21 protein-coding genes and 1 pseudogene are annotated in these 26,788 nt (G+C 53.3%); 15 read left to right on the top strand and 7 right to left on the bottom strand.

Annotated features, from left to right (window positions below):
* The first annotated feature begins 22 nt into the window (after positions 1-22).
* The 5 genes from rlmD to eno all read left to right on the top strand — a co-directional run bounded on the left by rlmD (position 23) and on the right by eno (position 7,826).
* A complete protein-coding gene (rlmD, locus tag HV037_RS05610) occupies positions 23-1,321 on the top strand; it encodes a 23S rRNA (uracil(1939)-C(5))-methyltransferase RlmD (protein WP_103284168.1) in 1,299 nt (432 codons plus the stop codon).
* A 100-nt stretch (positions 1,322-1,421) separates the two neighbouring features.
* Positions 1,422-3,656, top strand: coding sequence for a GTP diphosphokinase (gene relA / locus HV037_RS05615; RefSeq protein WP_103284167.1), 2,235 nt, complete (start codon positions 1,422-1,424; stop codon positions 3,654-3,656).
* Positions 3,657-3,786: 130 nt separating this feature from the next.
* A complete protein-coding gene (gene mazG, locus HV037_RS05620) occupies positions 3,787-4,578 on the top strand; it encodes a nucleoside triphosphate pyrophosphohydrolase (RefSeq protein WP_016154234.1) in 792 nt (263 codons plus the stop codon).
* Between the two features lie 224 nt (positions 4,579-4,802).
* Positions 4,803-6,440 carry a CTP synthase (glutamine hydrolyzing) gene (gene pyrG, locus HV037_RS05625; protein ID WP_016154233.1) on the top strand — a complete coding sequence of 546 codons (1,638 nt, stop codon included), beginning with the start codon at positions 4,803-4,805 and terminating at the stop codon, positions 6,438-6,440.
* Between the two features lie 87 nt (positions 6,441-6,527).
* Positions 6,528-7,826 carry a phosphopyruvate hydratase gene (gene eno / locus HV037_RS05630; protein WP_003034129.1) on the top strand — a complete coding sequence of 433 codons (1,299 nt, stop codon included), beginning with the start codon at positions 6,528-6,530 and terminating at the stop codon, positions 7,824-7,826.
* Between the two features lie 60 nt (positions 7,827-7,886).
* On the opposite strand, the gene HV037_RS05635 is transcribed toward eno, so the two are convergent.
* Entirely contained in the window at positions 7,887-8,711 is an 825-nt protein-coding gene (locus HV037_RS05635) for a MurR/RpiR family transcriptional regulator (protein WP_049040365.1), read from the bottom strand.
* A gap of 165 nt (positions 8,712-8,876) precedes the next feature.
* Here HV037_RS05635 and HV037_RS05640 point away from each other — a divergent pair, with 165 nt between their 5' ends.
* The 3 genes from HV037_RS05640 to queE all read left to right on the top strand — a co-directional run bounded on the left by HV037_RS05640 (position 8,877) and on the right by queE (position 11,865).
* A complete protein-coding gene (locus tag HV037_RS05640) occupies positions 8,877-10,433 on the top strand; it encodes a maltose/glucose-specific PTS transporter subunit IIC (RefSeq protein ID WP_103284166.1) in 1,557 nt (518 codons plus the stop codon).
* Complete coding sequence (locus HV037_RS05645) at positions 10,433-11,122, top strand: N-acetylmannosamine-6-phosphate 2-epimerase (protein ID WP_016154230.1); 690 nt, start codon at positions 10,433-10,435, stop codon at positions 11,120-11,122. Before HV037_RS05640 ends, HV037_RS05645 begins: the two co-directional genes overlap by 1 nt.
* Before the next feature lie 71 nt (positions 11,123-11,193).
* Positions 11,194-11,865 (top strand): 7-carboxy-7-deazaguanine synthase QueE, encoded by a 672-nt coding sequence (gene queE / locus HV037_RS05650; RefSeq protein ID WP_043017395.1) that lies wholly within the window; start codon positions 11,194-11,196, stop codon positions 11,863-11,865.
* Between the two features lie 52 nt (positions 11,866-11,917).
* On the opposite strand, the gene HV037_RS05655 is transcribed toward queE, so the two are convergent.
* Together HV037_RS05655 and HV037_RS05660 are read right to left on the bottom strand one after the other, a co-directional pair.
* Positions 11,918-13,396 carry an FGGY-family carbohydrate kinase gene (locus HV037_RS05655; RefSeq protein WP_103284165.1) on the bottom strand — a complete coding sequence of 493 codons (1,479 nt, stop codon included), beginning with the start codon at positions 13,394-13,396 and terminating at the stop codon, positions 11,918-11,920.
* A gap of 26 nt (positions 13,397-13,422) precedes the next feature.
* Positions 13,423-14,721: an MFS transporter gene (locus HV037_RS05660; RefSeq protein WP_103284164.1), complete on the bottom strand. Its 1,299-nt coding sequence runs from the start codon at positions 14,719-14,721 to the stop codon at positions 13,423-13,425.
* A gap of 318 nt (positions 14,722-15,039) precedes the next feature.
* Here HV037_RS05660 and HV037_RS05665 point away from each other — a divergent pair, with 318 nt between their 5' ends.
* The 5 genes and pseudogenes from HV037_RS05665 to HV037_RS05685 all read left to right on the top strand — a co-directional run bounded on the left by HV037_RS05665 (position 15,040) and on the right by HV037_RS05685 (position 20,354).
* Positions 15,040-15,825: an SDR family oxidoreductase gene (locus tag HV037_RS05665; RefSeq protein WP_016154226.1), complete on the top strand. Its 786-nt coding sequence runs from the start codon at positions 15,040-15,042 to the stop codon at positions 15,823-15,825.
* Between the two features lie 59 nt (positions 15,826-15,884).
* Positions 15,885-17,339, top strand: coding sequence for an FAD-binding oxidoreductase (locus HV037_RS05670; RefSeq protein WP_103284163.1), 1,455 nt, complete (start codon positions 15,885-15,887; stop codon positions 17,337-17,339).
* Between the two features lie 45 nt (positions 17,340-17,384).
* A pseudogene (locus tag HV037_RS05675) lies at positions 17,385-18,743 on the top strand (MFS transporter); the annotation flags it as partial.
* Entirely contained in the window at positions 18,721-19,503 is a 783-nt protein-coding gene (locus tag HV037_RS05680) for an electron transfer flavoprotein subunit beta/FixA family protein (protein WP_016157340.1), read from the top strand. The pseudogene HV037_RS05675 and the gene HV037_RS05680, both read left to right, overlap by 23 nt.
* Positions 19,500-20,354 (top strand): electron transfer flavoprotein subunit alpha/FixB family protein, encoded by an 855-nt coding sequence (locus tag HV037_RS05685; RefSeq protein ID WP_103284161.1) that lies wholly within the window; start codon positions 19,500-19,502, stop codon positions 20,352-20,354. The genes HV037_RS05680 and HV037_RS05685 overlap by 4 nt, the downstream gene beginning before the upstream one ends.
* A 50-nt stretch (positions 20,355-20,404) precedes the next feature.
* On the opposite strand, the gene HV037_RS05690 is transcribed toward HV037_RS05685, so the two are convergent.
* The 4 genes from HV037_RS05690 to queD form a co-directional block, all read right to left on the bottom strand.
* Positions 20,405-20,980, bottom strand: coding sequence for a glycerol-3-phosphate responsive antiterminator (locus HV037_RS05690; protein ID WP_016157338.1), 576 nt, complete (start codon positions 20,978-20,980; stop codon positions 20,405-20,407).
* A gap of 16 nt (positions 20,981-20,996) precedes the next feature.
* Positions 20,997-21,257, bottom strand: coding sequence for a ferredoxin family protein (locus HV037_RS05695; RefSeq protein WP_103284160.1), 261 nt, complete (start codon positions 21,255-21,257; stop codon positions 20,997-20,999).
* On the bottom strand, positions 21,248-22,519 hold the full coding sequence (locus HV037_RS05700; protein ID WP_016157337.1) for an FAD-dependent oxidoreductase: 1,272 nt from the start codon (positions 22,517-22,519) through the stop codon (positions 21,248-21,250). The genes HV037_RS05695 and HV037_RS05700 overlap by 10 nt, the downstream gene beginning before the upstream one ends.
* A gap of 81 nt (positions 22,520-22,600) precedes the next feature.
* Positions 22,601-22,963 carry a 6-carboxytetrahydropterin synthase QueD gene (queD, locus tag HV037_RS05705; RefSeq protein ID WP_016154218.1) on the bottom strand — a complete coding sequence of 121 codons (363 nt, stop codon included), beginning with the start codon at positions 22,961-22,963 and terminating at the stop codon, positions 22,601-22,603.
* A 305-nt stretch (positions 22,964-23,268) separates the two neighbouring features.
* Between queD and cysJ the strand changes: the two genes are divergently transcribed.
* Entirely contained in the window at positions 23,269-25,068 is a 1,800-nt protein-coding gene (gene cysJ / locus HV037_RS05710; RefSeq protein ID WP_103284159.1) for an NADPH-dependent assimilatory sulfite reductase flavoprotein subunit, read from the top strand.
* Positions 25,068-26,780, top strand: a complete 1,713-nt coding sequence (cysI, locus tag HV037_RS05715) for an assimilatory sulfite reductase (NADPH) hemoprotein subunit (protein ID WP_094169457.1) — start codon at positions 25,068-25,070, stop codon at positions 26,778-26,780. The genes cysJ and cysI overlap by 1 nt, the downstream gene beginning before the upstream one ends.
* Positions 26,781-26,788: the final 8 nt, after the last annotated feature.

Raw genomic sequence — 26,788 nt, forward strand, 5'->3', positions numbered from 1 at the left:
TAAATAGAGAAATATCTCGTCGATGGCGCAATTCTACTCTGCAAAACGACGCGTGACGACGCGTCAGATCATAACCGTTACCGTCAATGACCTTGATCCTTTCGGCCAGGGCGTTGCTCGCCATAACGGAAAGGCGTTGTTTATACCGGAATTGCTACCTCAGGAAAGCGCCGAGGTGGTGATTACCGAAGATAAAAAACAGTTCGCCCGCGCGCAAGTAAAACGACGTTTAAACGACAGTCCGCAGCGTGAAGTGCCACGTTGCCCGCATTTTGGCGTGTGCGGCGGCTGCCAGCAGCAGCATGCCAGCATCTCGTTGCAGCAGCGTAGCAAAAGCGCGGCGTTGTCGCGTTTAATGAAATGTGAAGTGTCGGATGTTATAGCTGATACCCCGTGGGGCTATCGTCGTCGCGCCAGGTTGAGCCTGAACTATCGGCCAAAAGAACAAAAATTGCAGATGGGGTTTCGCAAATCCGCATCCAGCGACATTATCGATGTTAAACAATGCCCTATTTTGGTGCCCCAGCTTGAAGCGCTCTTGCCCCACATCCGGGCGTGTCTGGAAAGTCTGCAAGGGTTACGCCATCTTGGTCATGTCGAGCTGGTGCAGGCGGGGAGCGGAACCCTGATGATTTTGCGCCACACGGCGCCATTAAGTGTTCAGGATAAGGAAAAACTGGAATGCTTTTCGCATTCTCAGGGGCTGTCTTTGTTTCTGGCCCCGCAAAGCGAGATACTGGAATCAATATCAGAAGAGTCGCCCTGGTATGACTCAATTGGACTACGGTTAACCTTCAGCCCGCGTGATTTTATTCAGGTCAATGAAGGGGTAAACCAACAAATGGTGGCCCGTGCGCTCGAATGGCTGGATGTGCAACCTGAAGATCGCGTTCTCGATCTGTTCTGTGGAATGGGTAATTTTACCCTGCCGTTGGCAACCCGGGCTGCAAACGTGGTGGGGGTGGAAGGGGTACCGGCGCTGGTGGAAAAAGGCCGGGAAAACGCGCTGAATAACGGATTACACAATGTGACATTCTTTCATGAAAACCTTGAGGAAGATGTTACCCGGCAGCCGTGGGCGAAAAACGGATTCGACAAAGTATTGCTCGATCCTGCGCGTGCGGGGGCTGCAGGTGTGATGCAACATATTATAAAATTAGAACCTATACGCGTTGTTTATGTATCCTGTAACCCGGCAACGCTGGCTCGTGACAGCGACGCTTTGCTCAACGCGGGATATGCCATACGGCGACTGGCGATGCTTGATATGTTCCCGCACACTGGACACCTGGAATCAATGGTCCTGTTTGAGCGTATGTAATAAATTTTGTACCCATTGGATTTCGGGTGGTAATGCAGCGTGAAAGACAATGGGTATGGCTTGTCGACTTCGATAGGCCAGGCCCCTTAAGGAGAGGACAATGGTTGCGGTAAGAAGTGCACATATAAATAAAGCTGGTGAGTTTGATCCAAAGAAATGGATCGCGAGTCTGGGGATCTCCAGCCAGCAGTCGTGTGAACGCTTAGCCGAAACCTGGGCGTACTGCCAGCAGCAGACACAGGGGCATCCGGATGCGGATCTGCTGCTGTGGCGTGGCGTGGAGATGGTAGAAATACTCTCCATGTTGAGCATGGATATCGACACGCTGCGCGCAGCAATGTTGTTCCCTCTGGCAGATGCCAACGTGGTCAGTGAAGACATCCTGCGCGAGAGCGTGGGCAAATCCATTGTTCATCTTATCCACGGCGTGCGGGATATGGCGGCAATACGCCAGCTTAAGGCCACTCATACCGATTCAGTCTCATCCGAACAGGTCGATAACGTTCGCCGCATGCTGCTGGCTATGGTGGACGATTTCCGCTGTGTGGTCATCAAGCTGGCGGAGCGGATTGCACATCTGCGTGAAGTGAAGGACGCACCGGAAGATGAACGCGTTCTGGCGGCAAAAGAGTGCACCAATATCTACGCGCCGCTGGCCAACCGTTTGGGTATCGGGCAATTAAAATGGGAACTGGAAGATTACTGCTTCCGTTACCTGCACCCGGCTGAATACAAACGTATTGCCAAGCTGCTGCACGAACGTCGCATCGATCGCGAGCATTACATTGATGAGTTCGTCGGTCATTTGCGCTCAGAGATGAATACGGAAGGCGTCAAAGCCGAAGTGTACGGACGTCCGAAACACATCTACAGCATCTGGCGCAAAATGCAGAAAAAGCAGCTGGCCTTCGATGAACTTTTCGACGTGCGCGCGGTGCGTATCGTGGCGGAGCGTTTACAGGACTGCTATGCCGCGCTCGGGATAGTGCATACTCACTATCGCCATCTGCCGGATGAGTTCGATGACTATGTCGCTAACCCGAAACCCAACGGCTATCAGTCAATTCATACGGTTGTGCTGGGACCGGGCGGCAAAACCATTGAAATTCAGATCCGTACGAAACAGATGCATGAAGATGCCGAACTGGGCGTTGCGGCACACTGGAAGTACAAAGAGGGCACTGCTTCCGGCGTGGCGCGTTCTGGTCATGAAGATCGTATTGCATGGCTGCGTAAGCTGATCGCCTGGCAGGAAGAGATGGCGGACTCTGGCGAAATGCTGGATGAAGTCCGTAGCCAGGTCTTTGATGACCGAGTGTACGTCTTTACGCCAAAAGGCGACGTTGTGGACTTACCTGCGGGCTCCACACCGCTCGATTTTGCTTATCATATTCACAGTGATGTGGGGCATCGTTGCATTGGCGCGAAAATTGGCGGACGCATCGTACCGTTTACCTACCAGCTGCAGATGGGCGATCAAATTGAAATTATCACCCAGAAACAGCCCAACCCAAGCCGCGACTGGCTGAACCCTAACCTCGGCTATGTCACCACCAGTCGGGGGCGTTCGAAGATCCACGCCTGGTTCCGTAAACAGGACCGCGACAAAAACATCCTTGCTGGCCGCCAGATCCTCGACGATGAGCTGGCGCATTTAGGCATTAGCCTGAAAGAAGCGGAAAAGCACCTGCTGCCGCGCTACAGCTTCAATGAGCTGGATGAGCTGCTGGCGGCGATTGGTGGGGGGGACATTCGCCTCAACCAGATGGTGAACTTCCTGCAGGCGCAGTTTAATAAGCCAAGCGCAGCCGAACAGGATGCCGCTGCGCTGAAACAGCTTCAGCAGAAAACGCAGGCGCCGCAGAGTCGCCGTAAAGACGATGGTCGCGTGGTGGTGGAAGGGGTGGGTAACCTGATGCACCACATTGCGCGCTGCTGCCAGCCGATTCCAGGCGATGAAATTGTCGGGTTTATCACTCAGGGCCGCGGTATTTCCGTGCACCGGGCGGATTGCGAACAGTTGACCGAGCTGCGCTCCCATGCGCCGGAACGTATTGTTGATGCGGTTTGGGGCGAAAGCTACTCGGCAGGATATTCGCTGGTGGTTCGCGTCCAGGCTAACGATCGCAGCGGCTTATTACGTGATATCACCACGATTCTTGCCAACGAGAAGGTGAACGTGCTGGGGGTTGCCAGCCGGAGTGATACCAAACAGCAGCTGGCTACCATCGATATGACCATCGAAATCTATAACCTGCAGGTGCTCGGGCGCGTGCTTGGCAAGCTGAACCAGGTGCCGGATGTGATCGACGCACGTCGTCTGCACGGTAATTAATTATTTTATAGGCCAGATAAGTTTGCATGCCTGGTGAGGCGCGTTAGCGTTGCCATCAGGCATTGCCATGTTGCCGGATATCGGCTGTCGTCTTATCTGGCCTCGCGTATTGAAATTTCAGGATATTCCAATGAATCAAATCGACCGACTGCTCGGTATTATGCAGCGCCTGCGCGACCCGGAAAACGGTTGTCCCTGGGACAAAGAGCAGACATTCGCCACTATTGCCCCTTATACCCTCGAAGAAACCTATGAAGTGCTGGACGCAATTGCGCGGGAAGACTTCGACGACCTGCGTGGAGAGCTGGGTGACTTGCTGTTCCAGGTGGTGTTTTACGCCCAGATGGCGCAGGAAGAAGGACGTTTCGATTTCAATGATATTTGCGCCGCCATCAGCGATAAGCTTGAGCGTCGCCACCCACATGTTTTTGCTGATGTTTCTGCCAGTAACAGCACTGAGGTGTTGACCCGCTGGGAGCAAATCAAAAGCGAAGAACGCGCCCAGAAGGCGCAGCATTCCGCGCTCGACGATATTCCCCGTAGTTTACCGGCGTTAATGCGCGCCCAAAAAATCCAGAAACGCTGCTCTAATGTTGGCTTCGACTGGAAAACATTAGGACCGGTTGTCGACAAGGTTTACGAAGAGATCGATGAAGTCATGTTTGAGGCGAAGCAGGCTGTTGTCGACCAGGCTAAACTGGAGGAGGAAATGGGCGACCTGCTGTTTGCGACGGTCAATATGGCTCGGCATTTAGGTACTAAAGCAGAGACCGCATTGCAAAAAGCGAACGAGAAATTTGAGCGCCGTTTTCGTGAGGTTGAGCGAATTGTAGCGGCCCGGGGTCTGGAAATGACTGGTGTTGATCTGGAAACTATGGAAGAAGTCTGGCAACAGGTAAAACGGCAGGAAATTGATCTCTAAGGGATTTCGTCGGTCAAGGGCGATTTGTGTGATTTTTTAAATAACAAGCGCTTGATTTACGTCAAAAACATTTACCCCAAAGGGGCTATTTTCTCACTCCCGATGTTTATGTGAGCCTGGTGAAGAGGAGGAATAATGAAAGTTTGTGGCGCTCGTCATGTTCGGGTATACTACTTTCCCGTCTTGGTAATTCCATCGTTTCACCCTAACTTCTCAGGTCCAGCATGACAACGAACTATATTTTTGTGACCGGCGGGGTCGTATCCTCTCTGGGTAAAGGCATTGCCGCAGCCTCCCTGGCAGCCATTCTTGAGGCTCGTGGCCTCAACGTGACCATGATGAAACTGGATCCGTATATCAACGTCGATCCAGGTACTATGAGTCCAATCCAACACGGGGAAGTGTTCGTTACTGAAGACGGCGCTGAAACCGACCTGGACCTGGGTCACTATGAGCGTTTCATTCGTACCAAAATGACTCGCCGCAATAACTTCACTACCGGTCGAATTTACTCCGATGTCCTGCGCAAAGAGCGCCGTGGCGACTATCTGGGTGCAACCGTACAGGTTATCCCGCACATCACCAACGCGATTAAAGAGCGTGTCCTTGCCGGTGGCGAAGGTCATGACGTCGTTCTGGTTGAAATCGGCGGTACGGTCGGTGATATCGAATCCCTGCCATTCCTGGAAGCGATTCGCCAATTAGCGGTAGATATCGGTCGTGAACACGCGCTGTTCATGCACCTGACTCTGGTTCCTTACCTGGCCGCTGCCGGTGAAGTCAAAACTAAACCGACTCAGCACTCGGTAAAAGAGTTGCTGTCTATTGGTATCCAGCCTGACATTCTGATCTGTCGTTCCGATCGCGCGGTTCCGGCCAACGAACGTGCAAAAATTGCATTGTTCTGTAACGTGCCAGAAAAAGCCGTTATTTCAATGAAAGATGTCGATTCCATCTATAAAATTCCAGGCCTGTTGAAATCCCAGGGCCTTGACGATTATATTTGTAAACGATTCAGCTTGAACTGTCCGGAAGCTAATCTGTCAGAATGGGAACAGGTTATCTACGAAGAAGCGAATCCGGCAGGCGAAGTGACTATCGGTATGGTCGGCAAGTATATTGAACTGCCGGATGCCTATAAGTCAGTTATCGAAGCATTGAAGCACGGTGGTCTGAAGAATCGTGTCACCGTCAACATTAAGCTGATCGATTCGCAAGATGTCGAAACGCGCGGCGTTGAGATCCTGAAAGGTCTTGATGCAATCCTGATCCCTGGCGGCTTCGGCTACCGTGGTGTTGAAGGTAAGATCGCGACAGCGCGCTTTGCGCGTGAAAACAATGTTCCTTATCTGGGTATTTGCCTGGGTATGCAGGTTGCGTTGATTGAGTTTGCACGTAACGTAGTGGGTATGGATAACGCCAACTCCACGGAATTTGTGCCAGACTGTAAGTACCCGGTGGTGGCCCTGATTACCGAATGGCGCGATGAAGACGGCAACGTTGAAGTCCGTACCGAGAAGAGCGATCTGGGCGGCACAATGCGCCTTGGCGCCCAGCAGTGTCAGTTGAGCGACGATAGCCTGGTTCGTCAGCTGTACGGCGCGCCGACAATTGTTGAACGCCATCGCCACCGTTACGAAGTCAACAATATGCTGTTGAAACAGATTGAAGCTGCGGGTCTGCGTATTGCAGGCCGTTCCGGTGATGATCAGTTGGTCGAGATCATTGAGGTACCGAATCATCCGTGGTTCGTGGCCTGTCAGTTCCACCCGGAATTTACTTCCACGCCACGTGATGGGCACCCGCTGTTTGCCGGCTTTGTGAAAGCCGCCAGTGAACATCAGAAGCGTCAGGCGAAGTAAGAAGTAAAAAAGTTAGAACGGCAATGCACCCATCCGGGTGCATTGTTTGTCTGGAGTTTTAGTTTAACTTGTACTGAGGAAAATCTAATGTCCAAAATCGTTAAAATCATCGGTCGTGAAATCATCGACTCCCGTGGTAACCCGACTGTTGAAGCCGAAGTACACCTGGAAGGTGGTTTCGTTGGTATGGCAGCAGCTCCGTCAGGTGCTTCTACTGGTTCCCGCGAAGCACTGGAACTGCGCGACGGCGACAAATCCCGTTTCATGGGTAAAGGCGTACTGAAAGCTGTTGCAGCTGTTAACGGCCCAATTGCTCAGGCTCTGCTGGGTAAAGATGCTAAAGATCAGGCTGGCATCGACAAGATCATGATCGATCTGGACGGTACTGAAAACAAATCCAACTTCGGTGCAAACGCCATCCTGGCTGTGTCCCTGGCGAACGCCAAAGCAGCAGCTGCTGCTAAAGGCCTGCCGCTGTATGCACACATCGCTGAACTGAACGGTACTCCGGGCAAATACTCCATGCCGGTTCCGATGATGAACATCATCAACGGTGGTGAGCACGCTGACAACAACGTTGACATCCAGGAGTTCATGATTCAGCCGGTTGGCGCTAAAACCCTGAAAGAAGCCGTACGTATGGGTTCTGAAGTGTTCCATAACCTGGCTAAAGTTCTGAAAGCTAAAGGTATGAACACTGCAGTGGGTGACGAAGGCGGCTACGCGCCGAACCTGGGTTCCAACGCTGAAGCTCTGGCTGTAATCGCTGAAGCGGTTAAAGCAGCTGGCTACGAGCTGGGCAAAGACATCACCCTGGCGATGGACTGTGCAGCTTCTGAATTCTACAAAGACGGTAAATACGTTCTGGCTGGCGAAGGCAACAAAGCATTCACCTCCGAAGAATTCACTCACTTCCTGGAAGAACTGACCAAACAGTACCCGATCGTGTCCATCGAAGATGGTCTGGACGAGTCTGACTGGGACGGTTTCGCATACCAGACTAAAGTTCTGGGCGACAAAATCCAGCTGGTTGGTGACGATCTGTTCGTAACCAACACCAAGATCCTGAAAGAAGGCATCGAAAAAGGCATCGTTAACTCCATCCTGATCAAATTCAACCAGATCGGTTCTCTGACCGAAACTCTGGCTGCGATCAAAATGGCGAAAGACGCTGGCTACACCGCTGTCATCTCTCACCGTTCTGGCGAAACTGAAGACGCTACCATCGCTGACCTGGCTGTTGGTACCGCTGCAGGCCAGATCAAAACCGGTTCTATGAGCCGTTCTGATCGCGTTGCTAAGTACAACCAGCTGATTCGTATCGAAGAAGCTCTGGGTGAACAAGCACCGTACAACGGTCGTAAAGAGATCAAAGGTCAGGCGTAATCCTGTTCTTTAACTCTTAACGTAAAAACCCGCTGCGGCGGGTTTTTTTATGCCGCTAAACTAAAGCAGTAGCGGTAAGGTCGCACTGGCGGTTTTCTGGCTCACATCACTGTACTTTTCATCCAGAGCAATCAGTGACGTGGTGAGCAGTTCTACCAACAGCATCACTCCCACCTTGGCGTTTAGCGCACCAGCACTCAACGGACCTTCTGGTTTGGCTGCGACCAGTTGAATATCACTCAGCGAAGCCAACGGACTGCGCGGCGTATTACTCAACGCCAGTACGCGCGCGCCTTGCTTACGCGCCAGTTTAACGACATGCAGCAGATCGCGCGTGGAGCCTGAGCTGGAAATCGCCACCACGAGCGTGTCTTTGCTTAGCGTTGTGGCGTTCATGGCTGCGCGATGCATATCGCTGAACATTTGTGCGGGTTTGCCCAAGCGCAGGAGTTTGTAATGTAAATACTCCCCCAGAATGGCGCTGGCCGCTACGCCATAAATCTGTACCGACTGCGCCTGATGCAGCGCAAGAGCGGCTGCTTCAAGTAATGCTCTGTCGAGTAATTTTGCGGTGTCCTGCAGTGCTTGCACGGATTCATTGACCACATTGTCAATTTCATCCCCGCTGTGCTCTACCGGCTGTTCTTGCTGGAGATCGAGTGCCAGCGCCATTTTGAACTCGTTATAGCCCTTACACCCCAGCGTACGGCACAGCCGTGTGACGCTAGCTTCGCTGGTGTCGCTTTCACGCGCCAGTTCGGTAATCGTCAGGTAGACAACTTTTGCCGGATCGCTTAGCACAAACTCTCCCAGCTTCTGTTGTGTTCGGCTATATCCATCAACGCTCTGGCGCAATCTCAGCAGCAGGTTTTCATTTTCTGACATGCAAAATCCTTAATGCGTTTCTCTGCTGATAGTGTGGCGGAAAGCAGGGGAGAGATGCCAGTCATTTTAAAAAAGTATGATCGGCTTCCTGGTTTTTGATGATGATTTTCATTTATAAAAATAATTATGGTAAAAATTTTCATCACTAGTCGGGGAGATGAAAAAATGATGCAAATGTTTAGCGGCGCCTCATCGGGTGCATGGTTTGAAAAAGCGCAGCGCTTCGGCAAATCCTTCATGCTGCCGATTGCGGTATTGCCCGCCGCGGGACTGTTGTTAGGGATTGGCGGCGCACTGTCGAATCCAAACACATTGACGGCTTATCCGTTTTTGGATGTCGACTGGTTGCAGGCAATCTTCACAATCATGACCAGCGCCGGTTCTATTGTGTTTGCCAATCTTTCGGTGTTGTTCGCAGTGGGTGTCGCTGTAGGACTGGCGAAAACGGATAAAGGTACCGCCGGGCTGGCGGCATTGCTGGCATTTTTGGTGATGAATGCCACTATCAATGCCTTATTGACCCTCAACGGGACACTGGCGCACGAGAACCCGGGTGCCGTTGGCCAGGGGATGACGCTGGGTATTCAGACGCTGGAAACGGGCGTGTTTGGTGGGGTGGTTATTGGTCTTGTCACCTGCGCGCTGCATAGCCGTTTCAATAAAGTCTCACTACCTCAGTTCCTTGGTTTCTTCAGCGGTTCGCGCTTTGTACCGATTATTAGCTCCCTTGCCGCGATTGTCGTGGGGGCTGTCATGACAGTGGTTTGGCCGCATTTCCAGAAACTCATTTTTGGGCTGGGTGGTCTGGTGGATGCGACGGGTTATCTGGGGACACTGTTGTACGGCTTCATCCTGCGTATGCTTGGCCCACTGGGTTTACACCATATCTTTTATTTGCCGTTCTGGACGACGGCGCTTGGCGGTAGCGAAATCGTCAACGGCCAGTTGGTTGAAGGTACGCAGCGGATTTTCTTTGCCCAACTTGCCGATCCGAATACGCAGCAGTTCTATGCGGGCACCTCGCGCTTTATGTCCGGGCGATTCATTACCATGATGTTTGGCCTGCTTGGCGCATGCCTGGCGATGTACCACACTGCCAAGCCGGAGAACAGAAAGCTTGTCGCCGGCCTGCTGTTGTCGGCAGCCCTGACCTCTTTCCTGACGGGGATCACTGAGCCTATCGAGTTCTCCTTCCTCTTTGTGGCTCCCGTGTTATATGTCATTCACGCCTTCTTCGATGGCCTGGCGTTTATGATGGCTCATATTTTACATATCACTATTGGGCAAACTTTTTCGGGTGGGCTTATCGATTCCCTCCTCTTCGGCGTCTTACAAGGGGAAGCTAAAACCAACTGGATGTACGTTCCCATGGTGGGGATACCGTGGTTCTTCCTTTACTACTTTACCTTCCGCTATTTGATTAACCGCTTTGGCTGGCTGACACCTGGGCGTGAAAACGTAACCCCAATTGAATCCGGTCTGCCTCAAAGTGAACGCGCAGCGGCAGTCATCTCTGGGCTGGGAGGCAAAGAGAATCTGGAAGAGGTGGACTGTTGCGCCACACGCTTACGCGTGACGGTGAAAGAGAGCAGCAAGGTAGATGAAGCGGCGCTGAAAGCGACCGGAGCACGTGGCGTTATTATTCGCGGTAAAGGTGTTCAGGTGATTTATGGCCCGCATGTCACCATCATTAAAAACGAAGTCGAAGAGATCTTATCGTAATGAAAACTGTACTGGATTGCCTGAAAGGTAAATTAATCGTCTCCTGTCAGGCGCTGGAAAATGAGCCTCTGCACAGTCCATTTATTATGTCGCGTATGGCGTTGGCGGCAGCACAGGGCGGTGCGGTAGGTATCCGTGCGAACAGTGTGGTGGATATTCGCGCTATCAAAGAGATCGTCTCACTGCCGGTGATTGGGATTATCAAGCGCGATTATCCGGGTAGTGATGTGTTTATCACGGCCACCCTGCAGGAAGTGGATGAGTTGATGACCGTTGAGCCGGAAATTATTGCTCTGGACGCGACAGCGCGCCCGCGCCCTGGTGGGCAAACGCTGGAAGAACTGGTCGCACAAGTCCGCGCTCGCTACCCGTCCGTACTGCTGATGGCGGATATCGCCACTGTAGACGAGGCGGTGACCGCCGAGCGTCTGGGGTTTGACTGCGTGGGCACTACGCTCTACGGCTATACCGCTGACACTGTCGGGCATGTGCTGGCGGAAAACGACTGCGGTTTTTTACGTGAGGTGTTGGCTGCGGTCAGCATACCGGTCGTGGCGGAAGGAAACGTCGATACCCCGGAACGTGCTGCACGTTGCCTGGCATTAGGTGCCCATACCGTGGTGGTTGGAGGGGCTATCACGCGTCCGCAGCAGATTACGGCACGCTTTGCCGCGGCGATCGCCGCGTAAAGCATCGATGGGGCATGATACTTTGGCGGGGATCTGCGATAATTATCGTTTATCCCCATATTGAGAGCGCTATGCAGTACCCGATTAACGAGATGTTCCAGACCCTGCAAGGTGAGGGTTACTTTACCGGCGTCCCCGCCATTTTTATTCGTTTACAGGGATGCCCGGTTGGCTGTGCCTGGTGCGATACCAAACACACCTGGGATAAGCTTGAGGATCGGGAAGTCTCCCTGTACAGCATCCTGGCTAAGACCAAAGAGAGCGATAAATGGGGCGCGGCGAGCAGCGAGGATCTGCTGGCGGTCATTTTGCGTCAGGGCTATACCGCCCGTCACGTGGTGATAACCGGTGGCGAGCCCTGCATTCACGACCTGATGCCGCTGACAGACCTGCTGGAAAAGAACGGCTTTAGCTGCCAGATTGAAACCAGCGGTACCCACGAAGTGCGCTGTACGCCGAATACCTGGGTGACCGTATCGCCGAAAGTGAATATGCGCGGCGGCTATGATGTGCTGTCGCAGGCGCTGGAGCGTGCGAATGAAATCAAACATCCGGTTGGTCGCGTTCGCGATATTGAAGCGCTGGATGAACTGCTGGCTACGTTGAGCGACGACAAACCGCGTATCATCGCCTTACAGCCAATCAGCCAGAAAGAAGATGCCACTCGTTTGTGTATTGATACCTGTATCGCGCGGAACTGGCGTCTGTCGATGCAGACCCATAAGTATCTGAATATTGCCTGATGATAATGGGTTTATCGGCCTGCATTGAGTGCTACATGCAGGCCGGACAACCTTATGCGTTAGACCAGCTCTGAATCGAATTAACGTTATCCAGGCCGCCATGCAACACTTCATACGACTTTTTCAGGATCACATCGGTGTGCTGGGTTAAATCGCGGAAAATCCCTTTGTTCAGCGCGTCATAGCGTCTGGCGTTGTTTTCTATTGGTGTGAATACATCTTTCACCCGCACCATTTTTTCTATCGCAGTCTCATAGTTCGGATAGAGACCAAGCCCTACCGCCGTGTTAATTGCCGCGCCCAGGCTGGCGCAACCGTTAATGGCATTCCGTCTTGCGGGAAGATTGAACACGTCGGCAAAGATTTGCATGAATAGATCGCTGTTTGAACCGCCGCCCGTAATGATCACTTGTTTAGCGAAGTGATTCATTTCGTTACACATATTGTCGTAATTGTTTTTCAGCGTCAGCGCAACGCTCTCCAGAATAGAGCGGTAAATCCAGGCGTAGTCCATGCTGGAGTCAAAGCCAATCATGATCCCACGTTTGAACGGTTCCCACGGGTTGGTCAGCCAGTCCAGGACGGTCATCAGGCCATTACAACCGGGTGGTACGCTGGCCGCTTTCTTATTCAGCAAATCTTCCGGCGACAGATCCTGTGCTTTCGCATCCTGGATTAGTGATTCCCCCAACATATCCCGCAGCCAACTGACCGTCCACATTCCTTTGCGAATGCCATAGCCTTCGTAGAGTAGCGTTTGCGGAATCGAAGACATAATTGGCCAATAAGCGACGGGATCTTTGGGTAGCGCTTTGCCGTTCATCATCAGGGCGATATAGGTGCCTAATGAGATCACCGCGGTTTCGTCGTCCAGCAATCCTGCGCCCAGGGCCTCTACCGGTTTGTCGCTGGTGGTGCAAACCACCGGTAATCCGGCAGGGAAGCTGGTCGCCTTCGCGGCAGCGTCGGTCAAGTGCCCGATCACGGTTCCCGGCATCTGCACCTCGAACAGCATCCTGCGCGGGATATTGAATTTCTTCACCACCTCCGGGTCGTCGCTCCATGTCCAGGTTTTGTAATCCACCGGCCACTGACCAAAGTAGTTGGCGATATTGTCTTTAAATTCACCGGTTAAGCGATGTGACAAATAACCTGAAAATGAGGTGACGTAAGCCACATCAGGATTGGCGTGCTCATAGGGGCGGGTGACGCGCGCGTCCTGCCAGCTGATCAATGGCGCAGCGGGCGTGCCGTCTGCTTTGAGCAATGCGCGACAGCAGCGAATGGAGCCCAGACCAATCCCGACAATGTCTTTTGGATCTCCCGCGAACTGGCTCATTAAGTCTTTGCCAGCAAAACACAGTGAAGCCCATAAATCGTCGTCCGGATGCTCTGCCGTATCGGCGTCGGGAGTAAACATCGGTTGCAGGAGACCTTTTCCTTCACACACCACGTTACCTTCCAGATCGTACATCACAACCTTGGTACTTTGACTTCCGCCATCAATTCCAATGATGTATTTCTTTGACATTGTCATTCTCCTTTAATTTTCCATCTTCACTCGCCGGAGGTTTCTGCGGCCAGTGAGGTTATCTTTTCCGGTGCGGCGTTGTTGGTGCGAATTTTGCGAAACAATAAGAACGTGAAGAGGATGACCATGCACAGCGCCGCCAGTCCCATCAGCCACATATTGCGATAGGCTTGTGCCGCCGGGAGCGTATCCTGCCAGTGGCCGACAATCGGATAGACGAACACGTCGGGCAGAAAACCGATCACCGAGCAGATCCCTACGGTGGTTCCCATGATGTAAGAAGGGGTTCTGGCCTCGCCGGGACAGGCCCAGTAAAGCCCGCGCGAGGCGTAGCAGGTGAAGCCCAGCAGCAGAATCAGGCCGATCCCCATAACCACGGACTGCGGATTTGAGTTCGTCACCAGCAGGGCAATCAGCGCAGCGGCGCCGACAATTGAAAGCAGTTGCACCACGCGCGTTGGCGACTTAATTTTGCTGTAGGTGGTGATGATGCCGCCCAGTGGCCCACAGATAGCCCGGAAGATCTTGTTGATGACGATCCCCATGTAGCTCGCCGCGACCAGCGACATGCCGTACATTTCAGTCAGATAGTTGGTGGAGTAGCTGAGAATGGCGTAGATCGTAAAGACGCCAAAAATAACCATGCTGCAATACCAGGTGGTGCTGATACGCAGCACGGCGATGATATCTTTGAGCTGAAACGCCTGCTTATCCTCTTTCGCACCGTGGCTGCGGCTGTTGCCATCGTTCACGAAGAACCAGCACAAAATTCCCAACAGGATGTAAACCACGCTATAAATCAGGATCACGGCCTTCAGGCTGTTGCTGTCGTCCGGTGCGAAGCGAGAAAAGACCCACATGGTAAATACCGCCAGCGACATGACGCCGACGCCGCGCAGGCCTTCCATCCAGCCCATGATTTTCCCTTGTTCACTGTGATCCCCCAGCAGCGAGGCGGCTTTAATTGATACCGACCACAGCATCAGGATTGTCGTGATGGCAAAGGCGACCTGAATACAGAGCATGACCCACAGCGGTGGATAGGTCATCATCAGCAGACCGAGCAAGCCGGTAATTATCATGGCTGAGGTGATCATTTTGCGATGGGAGAATTTATCGGCAATAACGCCGCTGGGCGCATACAGAATAATAGCGGCAACGCCAAAGGTACTCATTATTAATCCAATTTCGGTATTGCTAAACCCCATGAATTTTGCCATGGGAATTTGATAGATATAACGTAAATAGGCTAAATCAAAACTAACGCCACCACTGAAACTAATAATGGCGAGTGTTATCCAACGGCGATATGAGGATTGTTGCATATCGGGCTCTCATTTTATGCAGACAAAAAAAAGAGAAAAGTAAACCGCCCTTTCAGGTGGATTACTTTTCTCAGGTCTCTAGTAATTGCGCTTAGAAATAACATGGAAGTGTGGGTTATAGTGTGAGAATAATCACGCTTCTTGTTTTTAGTCATCAATACAAAATGAACAAAACATCTGTGATTTTGATCACGTTAGATATTTTCTCGTTATGCTAAAAATTCATTCCAGTTACCAGAGATAATGAGAAAGGTGACTTCCCTCTAGCGGGGGAAGTTGCCTTTCTTTTTTTTTGCCTAAAGGAATTTGGAGCCAGCTATGTCAATCGAATCTCTCAATGCATTCTCAATGAATTTTTTCTCCCTGAAAGGGAAAACGGCGATCGTAACGGGTGGCAACAGTGGTCTGGGTCAGGCTTTTGCGATGGCGCTGGCGAAAGCCGGGGCGAATCTGTTTATCCCAAGTTTTGTAAAAGATAACGGTGAAACGAAGGAAATCATTGAGAAACAGGGTGTTGAAGTTGAATTCATGCAGGTGGATATCACCGAGAAAGGTGCCCCGCAGAAGATTATTGCCGCCTGCTGCGAGCGTTTTGGCACCGTTGATATTCTGGTGAACAATGCCGGAATTTGTAAGCTGAATAAGGTACTGGACTTTGGTCGTGCGGACTGGGATCCGATGATTGACGTCAACCTGACGGCGGCGTTTGAACTGAGCTACGAAGCGGCAAAAATTATGATTCCGCAAAACAGCGGTAAAATTATAAATATCTGTTCTTTGTTCTCTTATCTTGGCGGACAGTGGTCTCCGGCTTATTCAGCGACAAAACATGCGCTTGCCGGTTTTACCAAGGCGTATTGCGATGAATTGGGGCAATATAATATTCAGGTTAACGGTATCGCACCGGGATATTATGCAACGGATATTACGCTGGCTACGCGCAGCAATCCGGAAACGAATCAGCGCGTATTGGATCATATCCCAGCTAATCGTTGGGGCGATACCCAGGATTTAATGGGGGCTGCGATATTCCTTGCCAGTCAGGCTTCTAATTATGTTAACGGTCATTTACTGGTCGTCGATGGCGGTTATTTAGTTCGCTAATATCTACCTATAGTTTCTGTATTATTAATTGTTCTGCTAATTATCAGGAAGGAATAGCTATGCCTTTATCTCGCGAAGCGATTGTTGACCAGTTAAAAGAAATTGTTGGGTCCGAACGCGTAATTACCGATGAAACGGTATTAAAGAAAAACAGTATTGACCGCTTTCGTAAATATGCCGACATTCACGGTATTTATACACTACCCATTCCGGCGGCAGTGGTAAAACTCGTTTCGACAGAGCAGGTTTCCCGCGTTCTGGCGTTTATGAATCAGCATAAAATCAATGGAGTTCCGCGTACCGGCGCATCCGCGACGGAAGGGGGGCTGGAAACGGTGGTTAAAGACTCCGTGGTGCTGGACGGGGCAGGGATGAACCAGATCCTGAGCATTGATATTGAAAACATGCAGGCGACCGCTCAATGCGGCGTGCCGCTTGAGATTCTGGAAAATGCATTGCGCGAAAAAGGATATACCACCGGGCACTCGCCGCAGTCTAAGCCGCTGGCGCAGATGGGCGGCCTGGTTGCAACCCGCAGCATCGGGCAATTCTCCACTCTTTACGGTGCCATTGAAGATATGGTCGTGGGGCTGGAGGCGGTGCTGCCGGACGGCACGGTAACCCGCATCAAGAACGTGCCACGCCGGGCTGCCGGGCCGGACATTCGCCACATCATCATTGGGAACGAAGGCGCGCTGTGCTATATCACTGAAGTGACGGTGAAAATCTTCAAGTTCACGCCGGAAAATAACCTTTTTTACGGCTACATTCTGGACGATATGAAAATCGGTTTCGATATCCTGCGTGAAGTGATGGTGGAAGGCTACCGTCCTTCGATTGCACGCCTGTATGACGCCGAGGATGGCACCCAGCACTTTACTCATTTTGCTGACGGGAAATGCGTGTTGATCTTCATGGCTGAGGGCAATCCGCGAATGGCGCAAGCCACTGGCGAGGGCATTGCGGAGATCGTCGCGCGTTATCCACAGTGTAAGCGTGTGGACAGCAAGCTGATTGAGAACTGGTTTAACCATCTGAACTGGGGCCCGGAAAAAGTGGCTGCCGAACGCGTACAGATCCTGAAAACCGGCAATATGGGCTTTACGACGGAAGTTTCCGGCAGCTGGAGCTACATCCATCAAATTTACGAAAACGTGATCCATCGTATTCGTACTGAATTCCCACACGCGGATGACATCACCATGCTGGGCGGTCACTCTTCCCATAGTTATATCAACGGTACCAACATGTACTTTGTGTATGACTACAACGTGGTGGACTGCAAGCCGGAAGAGGAGATTGATAAGTACCACAACCCGCTTAACAAGATTATTTGCGAAGAGACGATCCGTCTTGGCGGCTCAATGGTGCATCACCACGGCATCGGCAAGCATCGTGTTCACTGGAGCAAGCTGGAACATGGCAGCGCGTGGCCGCTGCTGGAAGGTCTGAAACGTCAGTTTGATCCAAACGGCATTATGAACACGGGAACGATCTACCCGATTGAGAAATAAACATCAGCTGGCTTCCTGATCGGGAAGCCACAATTTTACCGGACAGGGGTAGAAATGAACACTTCACCGGTGCGAATGGACGATTTACCGCTTAACGGTTTTCACTGTCGTATTGCCGCCTTGACCTTTGGTGCTCACCTTACCGACGGCTATGTTCTTGGCGTTGTCGGCTATGCCATTATTCAGTTAACACCTGCCATGCAGCTCACGCCGTTTATGACCGGGATGATTGGCGGCTCGGCGCTGCTCGGGTTGTTTCTCGGTAGTCTGGTGTTGGGCTGGATTTCAGACCACATTGGTCGACAGAAGATCTTCACTTTCAGCTTTGTGCTGATCACCATCGCCTCTTTTTTACAGCTTTTCGCCACCTCGCCGGAACAGCTTATTGGTTTACGTATTCTGATTGGGATTGGGCTGGGAGGCGATTATTCCGTGGGGCACACCCTGCTGGCCGAATTTTCACCACGACGACATCGGGGAGTGTTACTGGGGGCTTTTAGCGTGGTATGGACCATCGGCTATGTGCTGGCAAGCCTGGCGGGACACCACTTTATTACCGAAAGCCCGGATGCCTGGCGCTGGCTGCTGGCGTCGGCGGCGCTGCCCGCACTATTGATTACCCTGCTTCGCTGGGGGACGCCGGAATCGCCTCGTTGGCTGCTGCGCCAGGGGCGTTTCGCGGAAGCCCACGCTATTGTTCACCGCTATCTTGGGCCGCACGTATTGCTCGGCGACGAGGTTTCTGCGGCGTCCGGAAAGCACATCAAAACGCTCTTTTCCCCTCTCTACTGGCGGCGAACCGCGTTTAACAGCGTGTTTTTTGTTTGTCTGGTGATCCCCTGGTTTGTTATCTACACCTGGCTGCCTACCATTGCCGGGACCCTCGGCCTGGAGGATGCGCTCACCGCCAGCCTGCTGCTGAATGCGTTGTTAATCGTTGGCGCACTGCTGGGGCTGGTATTAACACATCTGCTGGCGCACCGTCGGTTTCTGCTTGGGAGTTTTTTTCTGTTGGCTGCCACGCTGGTGGTGATGGCTTTTCTGCCGTCCGGTAGCTCGTTAACTTTGCTGCTTTTTGTCCTGTTCAGCACCACAATTTCTGCGGTCAGTAATCTGGTAGGGATCCTGCCTGCTGAAAGCTTCCCGACGGATATCCGCTCGCTGGGCGTGGGTTTTGCGACGTCGATGAGCAGACTTGGCGCGGCAATCAGCACCGGCCTGCTGCCCTGGACGCTGGCGCAATGTGGGATGCAGGTCACGTTGCTGCTGCTGGCTGGCGTGCTCCTCATTGGATTTGTGGTGACCTGGCTATGGGCACCGGAAACGAAGGCATTGCCGCTGGTGGCGGCCGGAAGCGTGGAGAAAATACAGGGAGGAGCAAATGAACATTCTGTTCGCGTTTAAGGCCGAACCAGACTCCGGTATGTTGGCGGAAAAAGACTGGCTGGCGGCGACGGAAGATACCCGTGGCCCGGACACCGCGCTGCTGCGCTGTTCTCCTGGTGCCGATGAGCAGGCGGCTGCGGCATTACTGCTGGCGCAACGTCGTGAAGGTTGTGATATGACGTTAACCGCGCTAAGCATTAGCGATGAGCGTGCTATTCATTGGTTGCGCTATTTTGCCGCGCTGGGTTTTGATAAGCCGGTGTTGCTGGAAACGACGGCGGATCTGCGCTTTGCGCCGGAATTCATTGCCCGGCAAATAACTGACTGGCAGCGTCATCACGGCGCGGATTTGATTATCACTGGCTGTCAGAGTAGCGAAGGGCAGAACGGGCAAACGCCATTTTTGATGGCTGAAATGTTGGCCTGGCCCTGCTTTACCCAGGTGGAGCGTTTTACGCTGACGCCGCCTTTTGTTGTTGTCGAACAGCGAACGACAACCGGGTTACGCCGCTGCCGGGTGCGGCTTCCGGCAGTAATTGCCGTCAGGCAATGTGGTGAAGTTGCGCTTCCCGTCCCCGGAATGCGTCAGCGTCTGGCGGCGGCAAAAGCGGCAATTTTACGTCAGCCAGCGTCCAGTGATGAAACTCCGAACGTGCAATGTCAGAAGCTGGCGCGACCGGCGCAGCGGCGCAGCGCCACGCTTATCGACGGCGCGACGGCGCAGGAAAAAGCGCGGATATTGTGGAATGATTATTTGCGCCAGAGGATGCAGCCATGAAGATCGTTGTGATTACGGAATCGGGTGAATGCGCTGCACTGGCAGGCTGGATTGCAGAAAACGCGCTTAATGCAGCAGAACTGGAACGCTGGACTCTCGACCCGATGCCGGACGTGGCGGAGCAGGTGCTGGACGCGCTGGCGGCGCAGTGGTTGCTGACGCCAGCCGACATCCTGATTTTTCCGGCGGGTGCGCTGGGGGATGAGCTTGCGACGCGGCTGGCCTGGCGTCTGCATGGCGGCAGCGTTTGCCAGGTGCAGACGCTGGATGCGCAACAGGGGCTGGTGACGAAATCCCACTGGGGGAATGCGCTGACGGCCCGGCTACAAATCACCGCGCGTCCCTTGTGCCTTTCACTGGCGCGACAACCGGAAACGAGCGCGTCGGGCAACGTGCTGCCAGCGATGGTGGAGCGCCGAATTGCCCCCACGACACCTCCGGGCTGGCTGGATTGCGTAGAAAGCATCGACCGTGTTACAGCTCATCCTTTGTTGCAGGCCGGGCGTGTGCTGGTGGTAGGGCAGGGAAGAAGTGACGCCGATGCCGAAAAAATTACCGCTCTTGGTAAGGAGTTTGGTGCCGAAGTGGGATACAGCCGTGCACGGGTGATGAATGGCGGCTTTGATGCTGAGCGCGTGATTGGCATCTCAGGTCATCTGCTTGCGCCGGATGTCTGCATTGTGGCGGGAGCGTCCGGCGCGGCGGCGCTAATGGCCGGGGTTCGTCAGAGCCGGTTTGTGGTGGCGATAAACAGTGACGCCAGAGCGCCGGTCTTTTCACAGGCGGATGTCGGGATTGTGGATGACTGGCTGCCGGTGCTGGAGGCGTTGGCAGCCATCGCAGAAAATTAATTCAGGGGCAGGCCGGATCAGGTGTTTACACCGCTATCCGGCACCTCGGGTTAATGCAGCTTTTTCGCTAACGTCCAGACGTCGGTGTTGGTAGTTGAAAGTGCTGCTACACCAGCTTTCATCGCATTGCGGGCGTCCTCTTCATCGCAAACCAGACCACCGGCAATCAACGGCTGGCGTATTTTTTCCGTCACCCACCCCAGCACTTTCGGCATGCATCCCGGCAGGATTTCAATACAGTCCGGGTTTGACTGTGCGACCTGCTTATCAATGTTGTGAAAAGAGATAGAGTCGACGATAAACAGGCGATGAATACAGAAAAAGCCCTCCGCCCGCGCGGCTTTCAGCATCGACGCTTTGGTACTGATGATGCCGTCGGCCTCGGTGACCAGCTTCAGAAACTGGATCACCACCTCTTTATTGGACGCGCCCTCCAGCAGGTCAACGTGGATAAATGCGTATTTACCGGCATTTTTAATTTTCTTTACGATATGGCTGATGGTGCAGATATTGCCATACAAAACAGAGATGAACTGGCATTCGGAATCAATGGCTAATTGCAGACTGGCGTTGTCTTTCACCGCGGCAATGACCGGATTCTGGCGGAGCAGGTGTAACAGGGGCATAAATTATCCTATTAAATTATCCAAATCGGTAAGTGATGCCAAAGCCGGACGCGGGGTAGCGCCACTGTTGCAGCGTTTTTTCATCACACAGCAGTCGACAGGTGCCGCACTCCAGGCAGCCGCGAAAGTTGACCCGTAGCTCACCTTCCGCCGTAAGAGAAAACAGTCCGGCGGGGCAGGATGCGATCAACCGTTCTGCCGTTTTGCTGTCAATAACGGTCGCAGGAACGATATGTGAAATGTCGGCGGGACGCCAGACGTTACGGGCTACAGACATCGTAAGCTCCTGATGATATCGCCTGCCAGATGACGCAGGCCGTGACGACGAAACTGACGCCAGACAATCTGGCGCAGCGGGGCTACCGGGCGGTCGCCCTGATGCCAGATTTCACGGGAAATAGCCTCCATCAACATGGGCCATTGGCGATACCATCCGGGGCGCTGGAGCAACGCCGGAACATCCCGGTAACGTTGCAGAACGTCCCACAGCAGGCTGTGCTGGATGTCGTGGTGATAAGCCGGAAACAGATTTTGCGGCTCGCGTTTCCGGCAGGCGTTAATCAATGTTTGCGCCGCAGCCTGAGCACCAATGAGCGCCATATCCATGCCGCGAACGGAGAAACCAGTATTCACACAACTGCGCAGCGCATCACCCACCAGCAGCCAGCCGTCTCCGGCGTACTGTACGGGCAGGCTGTGCAGGCCGCCTTCTGGTACCAGATGTGCGCCATATTCCAGCGTTTCGCTGCCTCTGAGCAGCGGATGTAACGCCGGATGCGTCTTGAGCCGCTCCAGCAGTTCAGCCGCCGGGACATCGCTCTGTGCCAAAGAGGAGAGCGGACAAACCACGCCCAGAGAGAGCGTATCTTGATTGGTATAGAGAAACGCGCCGCCGGGAAGCTCGCCACAAATATTGCCACTAAACAGCATTGCCGCGCCTTCGTCATTGGATAAGCGGAAACGTTCCTCAAGTAACGATTTATCCAGCGCCAAAGTCTCTTTAATGCCTAATGCCATTGCGGTTGTCGAGGGACGCGGCAGGAATCCGTAGCGCTCGGCCAGCACGCTGTTTGCCCCTTCCGCCAGTACCACATAACGGGCGCGCAGCGTCTCGTTATCGGCAATGACGCCGCAGGCTCTGCCCTCTTCGATATGGAGCGCCTCAACTGTCACACCGCTGATAAACTGTACGCCTTCGGCCTCGGCCTGGGCGACAAACCACGGGTCGAAGCGGGCGCGCAGCAGGCTCCATGAGTCTCCCTCCGGTTGCAGGCTGGAGTACGTCGTTGCGCCATCGCGAGTCAACAGCGAGAGATTTTCCTGGGTAATTCGGCGTTCAAGTGGGGCTGAATGTTGGAAGTGGGGAAGAAGTTCACCGAGCGCGTGAGTATACAGACGCCCGCCTGAAAGGTTTTTACTGCCGGGAAGCTCGCCGCGTTCAATAAGCAAAACTGACAGTCCTGCTCGCACGCAGCGTAAAGCACAAGCGGTGCCCGCTATCCCTGCACCGATAATAATAATATCGAAATCGTCAGACATGTTGTGCTCCAGATATCCAGAGCACATAACCCTAACAGAGTGTTAGTTAAGTAAAATTGACCGTTGCCACAGACGATACAATCATTCCCCGCGATACACGCAGCCTGCTGTGCAGGTCTCTTTCACCATTACGGCACTCAGCAGAGGGACAACCGGTTTAACCTGATCCCAAATCCATTTGGCCAGTACTTCACTGGTTGGGTTTTCTAAGCCAGGAATATCGTTCAGATAGTAGTGATCGAGTCTGTTGTAAGTTGGCTTAAACGCGGCTTTTAACTCAGAAAAATCCATGATCCAACCGGTATGCGGATCGACTTCACCGGTAATTTCAAGACGCACCATAAATGAGTGACCATGCAGGCGGCCACACTTATGCCCTTCCGGTACATGCGGCAGGCGGTGAGCGGCTTCGAAGGTGAAATCTTTAAACAAGGTGGTGGACATTTTTTACTCTCAAGAATGCGAAAAACCGCCGTAGGGTACCGTAAAGAGCGAATTTTATCATTAGTTAAAAGGGCGCTGAGTATCAGAACGACCTATTCATGATGGTAATATTTAATAATTATTGATATATCATATGGTTATCCAATCTGTTTTGCTGTTAATAACTATAACTAAAACAGGTTAGTTCATTTGGTTATTTGTTATTTCTATCCCTTCTTTAATTGTTACTATCCCCGCCGTTAACCTTATCTTCAGTTTGGGTTTTATTGCTGAAATCCGCTTTGCTTACTGGAACATGACAACGCATGACGACACAGGCCCCACCTTCCGCTCTGCTACCGCTAAACCCGGAGCAACTGGCACGCCTTCAGGCGGCCACGACCGATTTCACTCCCGCACAGCTTGCGTGGGTTTCTGGCTATTTTTGGGGCGTGCTGAATCAGCAGCCAGGCAGCAATGCGGCGACTCCTGCGCCTGCTGCTGAAATGCCTGGCATTACGCTTATCTCCGCCTCGCAAACCGGTAATGCGCGTCGTGTGGCGGAAGCCCTGCGCGATGATCTGATCGCTGCAAAGCTCAACGTCACTCTCACCAATGCTGGCGACTATAAATTCAAACAAATCGCCAATGAGAAATTGCTGATCGTAGTGGCGTCGACGCAAGGGGAAGGTGAACCGGCGGAAGAAGCCGTAGCGTTGCATAAATTCCTGTTCTCGAAAAAAGCGCCGAAGCTTGATAACACCGCTTTTGCCGTGTTTGGTCTTGGTGACACTTCTTACGAGTTTTTCTGTCAGTCAGGAAAAGACTTCGATGCAAAACTGGCTGAGCTGGGCGGTGAACGCTTGCTTGACCGCGTGGATGCCGACGTCGAATACCAGGGCGCGGCAGCCGAATGGCGTGCCCGTCTGGTTGATGTCCTGAAAGCGCGTGCCCCTGCGGCATCGTCTGTGCAAGTTGCTGCGAGCGGTGCGGTAAACGAAGTACACACCAGCCCGTACACCAAAGAAGCGCCACTGACGGCGTCGCTTGCGGTGAATCAGAAAATCACTGGTCGCGACTCGGAAAAAGATGTGCGCCATATTGAAATCGATCTCGGCGATTCCGGCCTGCGCTACCAGCCGGGCGATGCCTTAGGAGTCTGGTATCAGAACGATCCTGAGCTGGTCAAAGAGCTGGTTGAATTGCTGTGGCTGAAAGGAGATGAGCCGGTCACGGTTGACGGCAAAACCCTGTCGCTCACCGAAGCGCTGCAGTGGCATTTCGAGCTGACGGTTAACACCGGCAATATCGTCGAGAACTACGCCACTTTAACCCGTAGCGACTCTCTGCTGCCGCTGGTGGGCGACAAAGCGCAATTGCAGCATTACGCCGCAACCACGCCAATCGTCGATATGGTGCGTTTCTCCCCAGCGCAACTGGACGCCCAAACGTTGGTTGATCTTCTGCGCCCGCTGACGCCGCGTTTGTATTCTATTGCCTCTTCCCAGGCGGAAGTGGAAAGCGAAGTGCACGTCACCGTGGGCGTGGTGCGTTATGACATTGAAGGTCGTGCCCGTGCTGGTGGCGCGTCCAGTTTCCTCGCCGATCGCGTGGAAGAAGAGGGCGAAGTGCGCGTGTTCATCGAACACAACGATAACTTCCGCCTGCCGGCTAACCCGCACACACCGGTGATTATGATTGGACCAGGCACGGGGATTGCGCCGTTCCGTGCATTTATGCAGCAGCGTGCGGCTGACGGAGCCGAAGGCAAAAACTGGCTGTTTTTTGGCAATCCACACTTTACCGAAGATTTCCTGTACCAGGTGGAATGGCAGCGTTACGTCAAAGAGGGCGTACTGAGCCGCATCGATCTCGCCTGGTCGCGCGATCAAAAAGAAAAAGTCTACGTACAAGATAAACTGCGCCAACAAGGTGCGGAACTGTGGCGCTGGATAAACGACGGTGCCCACATTTATGTCTGCGGCGACGCCAGTCGCATGGCGAAAGACGTTGAGCAGGCTTTGTTGGAAGTGATTGCCGAATTCGGTTCTATGGATATCGAAGCGGCGGATGAATTTTTAAGTGAGCTGCGCATTGAGCGCCGTTATCAGCGAGATGTCTACTAATGAGCGAAAAATACCCAGGACCATTGGTGGTCGAAGGCAAGCTGTCCGACGCTGAGCGTATGAAGCTGGAAAGCAACTATCTGCGCGGTACGATTGCCGAAGATTTAAACGACGGCCTGACCGGCGGCTTCAAAGGCGATAACTTCCTGCTGATCCGTTTTCACGGTATGTACCAGCAGGATGACCGCGATATCCGCGCCGAACGAGCCGAGCAAAAGCTGGAGCCGCGTCACGCGATGCTGCTGCGCTGCCGTCTGCCGGGGGGGGTGATCACCACCAAACAGTGGCAGGCGATCGACACGTTCGCCCATGACAACACGATTTACGGTAGCATTCGTCTGACCAACCGTCAGACCTTCCAGTTTCACGGCATTCTGAAGAAGAACGTTAAGCCGGTACACCAGATGCTGCATTCGGTCGGGCTGGACGCGCTGGCGACCGCCAACGACATGAACCGTAACGTTCTGTGTACCTCTAACCCGTACGAGTCCGAGCTGCACGCCCAAGCCTATGAATGGGCGAAGAAGATCTCCGAACATCTGCTGCCGCGTACTCGCGCCTATGCAGAAATTTGGCTGGATCAGGAGAAGGTTGCGACCACCGACGAAGAGCCGATCCTCGGTCAAACCTATCTGCCGCGTAAGTTTAAAACCACGGTCGTAATCCCGCCGCAGAACGACATCGATCTGCACGCCAACGACATGAACTTCGTGGCGATTGCCGAAAACGGCAAGCTGGTGGGCTTTAACCTGCTGGTCGGCGGTGGTTTGTCGATTGAGCACGGCAATAAGAAAACCTACGCCCGCACCGCGAGCGAGTTCGGCTATCTGCCGCTGGAGCACACCCTGGCTATAGCAGAAGCTGTGGTGACAACGCAGCGCGACTGGGGTAACCGTACCGATCGTAAAAACGCCAAAACTAAATACACGCTTGAACGCGTTGGTATCGACACGTTCAAAGAAGAAGTGGAGCGTCGCGCGGGCATCAAATTTGAGCCGATCCGCCCGTACGAGTTCACCGGTCGCGGCGATCGTATTGGATGGGTAAAAGGGATCGACAATAACTGGCACCTGACGCTGTTTATTGAAAACGGCCGTATCCTGGATTATCCGGGCCGTCCGCTGAAAACCGGCCTGCTGGAGATCGCGAAGATCCACAAAGGGGATTTCCGCATCACCGCCAACCAGAACCTGATCATTGCTGGTGTGCCGGAAAGCCAAAAAGCGAAGATCGAGAAGCTGGCGCGCGATCACGGATTGATGAATGCGGTGAAGCCGCAGCGTGAAAACTCGATGGCCTGCGTGTCGTTCCCGACCTGTCCGCTGGCGATGGCGGAGGCCGAACGTTTCCTGCCATCGTTCACTGATAAAGTGGAAGCTATTCTCGAAAAACACGGTATTCCTGACGAGCATATCGTGATGCGCGTTACAGGTTGCCCGAACGGCTGCGGCCGCGCGATGCTGGCGGAATTGGGCCTGGTGGGTAAAGCGCCGGGGCGCTACAACGTACACCTTGGCGGTAACCGCATGGGCACGCGCATTCCGCGTATGTATCGCGAAAATATTACGGAATCGGAAATTCTCGACTCCGTTGACGAACTGGTTGGGCGCTGGGCGAAAGAGCGCGAAGCGGGTGAAGGCTTCGGTGATTTTACGGTGCGTGCGGGCATCATTCGCCCAGTGCTCGATCCCGCGCGGGATTTCTGGGAATAACCACGAGA

The organism is Citrobacter sp. RHBSTW-00017 (genome assembly GCF_013797615.1).
GTDB classification, from domain to species: Bacteria; Pseudomonadota; Gammaproteobacteria; order Enterobacterales; family Enterobacteriaceae; genus Citrobacter; species Citrobacter braakii.

Excerpts from the sequence above, each read along its gene's own strand:
- rlmD (WP_103284168.1), top strand. The coding sequence starts at position 23 with ATGGCGCAATTCTACTCTGCAAAACGACGCGTGACGACGCGTCAGATC.
- relA (WP_103284167.1), top strand. The coding sequence starts at position 1,422 with ATGGTTGCGGTAAGAAGTGCACATATAAATAAAGCTGGTGAGTTTGAT.
- mazG (WP_016154234.1), top strand. The coding sequence starts at position 3,787 with ATGAATCAAATCGACCGACTGCTCGGTATTATGCAGCGCCTGCGCGAC.
- pyrG (WP_016154233.1), top strand. The coding sequence starts at position 4,803 with ATGACAACGAACTATATTTTTGTGACCGGCGGGGTCGTATCCTCTCTG.
- eno (WP_003034129.1), top strand. The coding sequence starts at position 6,528 with ATGTCCAAAATCGTTAAAATCATCGGTCGTGAAATCATCGACTCCCGT.
- HV037_RS05635 (WP_049040365.1), bottom strand. The coding sequence starts at position 8,711 with ATGTCAGAAAATGAAAACCTGCTGCTGAGATTGCGCCAGAGCGTTGAT.
- HV037_RS05640 (WP_103284166.1), top strand. The coding sequence starts at position 8,877 with ATGATGCAAATGTTTAGCGGCGCCTCATCGGGTGCATGGTTTGAAAAA.
- HV037_RS05645 (WP_016154230.1), top strand. The coding sequence starts at position 10,433 with ATGAAAACTGTACTGGATTGCCTGAAAGGTAAATTAATCGTCTCCTGT.
- queE (WP_043017395.1), top strand. The coding sequence starts at position 11,194 with ATGCAGTACCCGATTAACGAGATGTTCCAGACCCTGCAAGGTGAGGGT.
- HV037_RS05655 (WP_103284165.1), bottom strand. The coding sequence starts at position 13,396 with ATGTCAAAGAAATACATCATTGGAATTGATGGCGGAAGTCAAAGTACC.
- HV037_RS05660 (WP_103284164.1), bottom strand. The coding sequence starts at position 14,721 with ATGCAACAATCCTCATATCGCCGTTGGATAACACTCGCCATTATTAGT.
- HV037_RS05665 (WP_016154226.1), top strand. The coding sequence starts at position 15,040 with ATGTCAATCGAATCTCTCAATGCATTCTCAATGAATTTTTTCTCCCTG.
- HV037_RS05670 (WP_103284163.1), top strand. The coding sequence starts at position 15,885 with ATGCCTTTATCTCGCGAAGCGATTGTTGACCAGTTAAAAGAAATTGTT.
- HV037_RS05680 (WP_016157340.1), top strand. The coding sequence starts at position 18,721 with ATGAACATTCTGTTCGCGTTTAAGGCCGAACCAGACTCCGGTATGTTG.
- HV037_RS05685 (WP_103284161.1), top strand. The coding sequence starts at position 19,500 with ATGAAGATCGTTGTGATTACGGAATCGGGTGAATGCGCTGCACTGGCA.
- HV037_RS05690 (WP_016157338.1), bottom strand. The coding sequence starts at position 20,980 with ATGCCCCTGTTACACCTGCTCCGCCAGAATCCGGTCATTGCCGCGGTG.
- HV037_RS05695 (WP_103284160.1), bottom strand. The coding sequence starts at position 21,257 with ATGTCTGTAGCCCGTAACGTCTGGCGTCCCGCCGACATTTCACATATC.
- HV037_RS05700 (WP_016157337.1), bottom strand. The coding sequence starts at position 22,519 with ATGTCTGACGATTTCGATATTATTATTATCGGTGCAGGGATAGCGGGC.
- queD (WP_016154218.1), bottom strand. The coding sequence starts at position 22,963 with ATGTCCACCACCTTGTTTAAAGATTTCACCTTCGAAGCCGCTCACCGC.
- cysJ (WP_103284159.1), top strand. The coding sequence starts at position 23,269 with ATGACGACACAGGCCCCACCTTCCGCTCTGCTACCGCTAAACCCGGAG.
- cysI (WP_094169457.1), top strand. The coding sequence starts at position 25,068 with ATGAGCGAAAAATACCCAGGACCATTGGTGGTCGAAGGCAAGCTGTCC.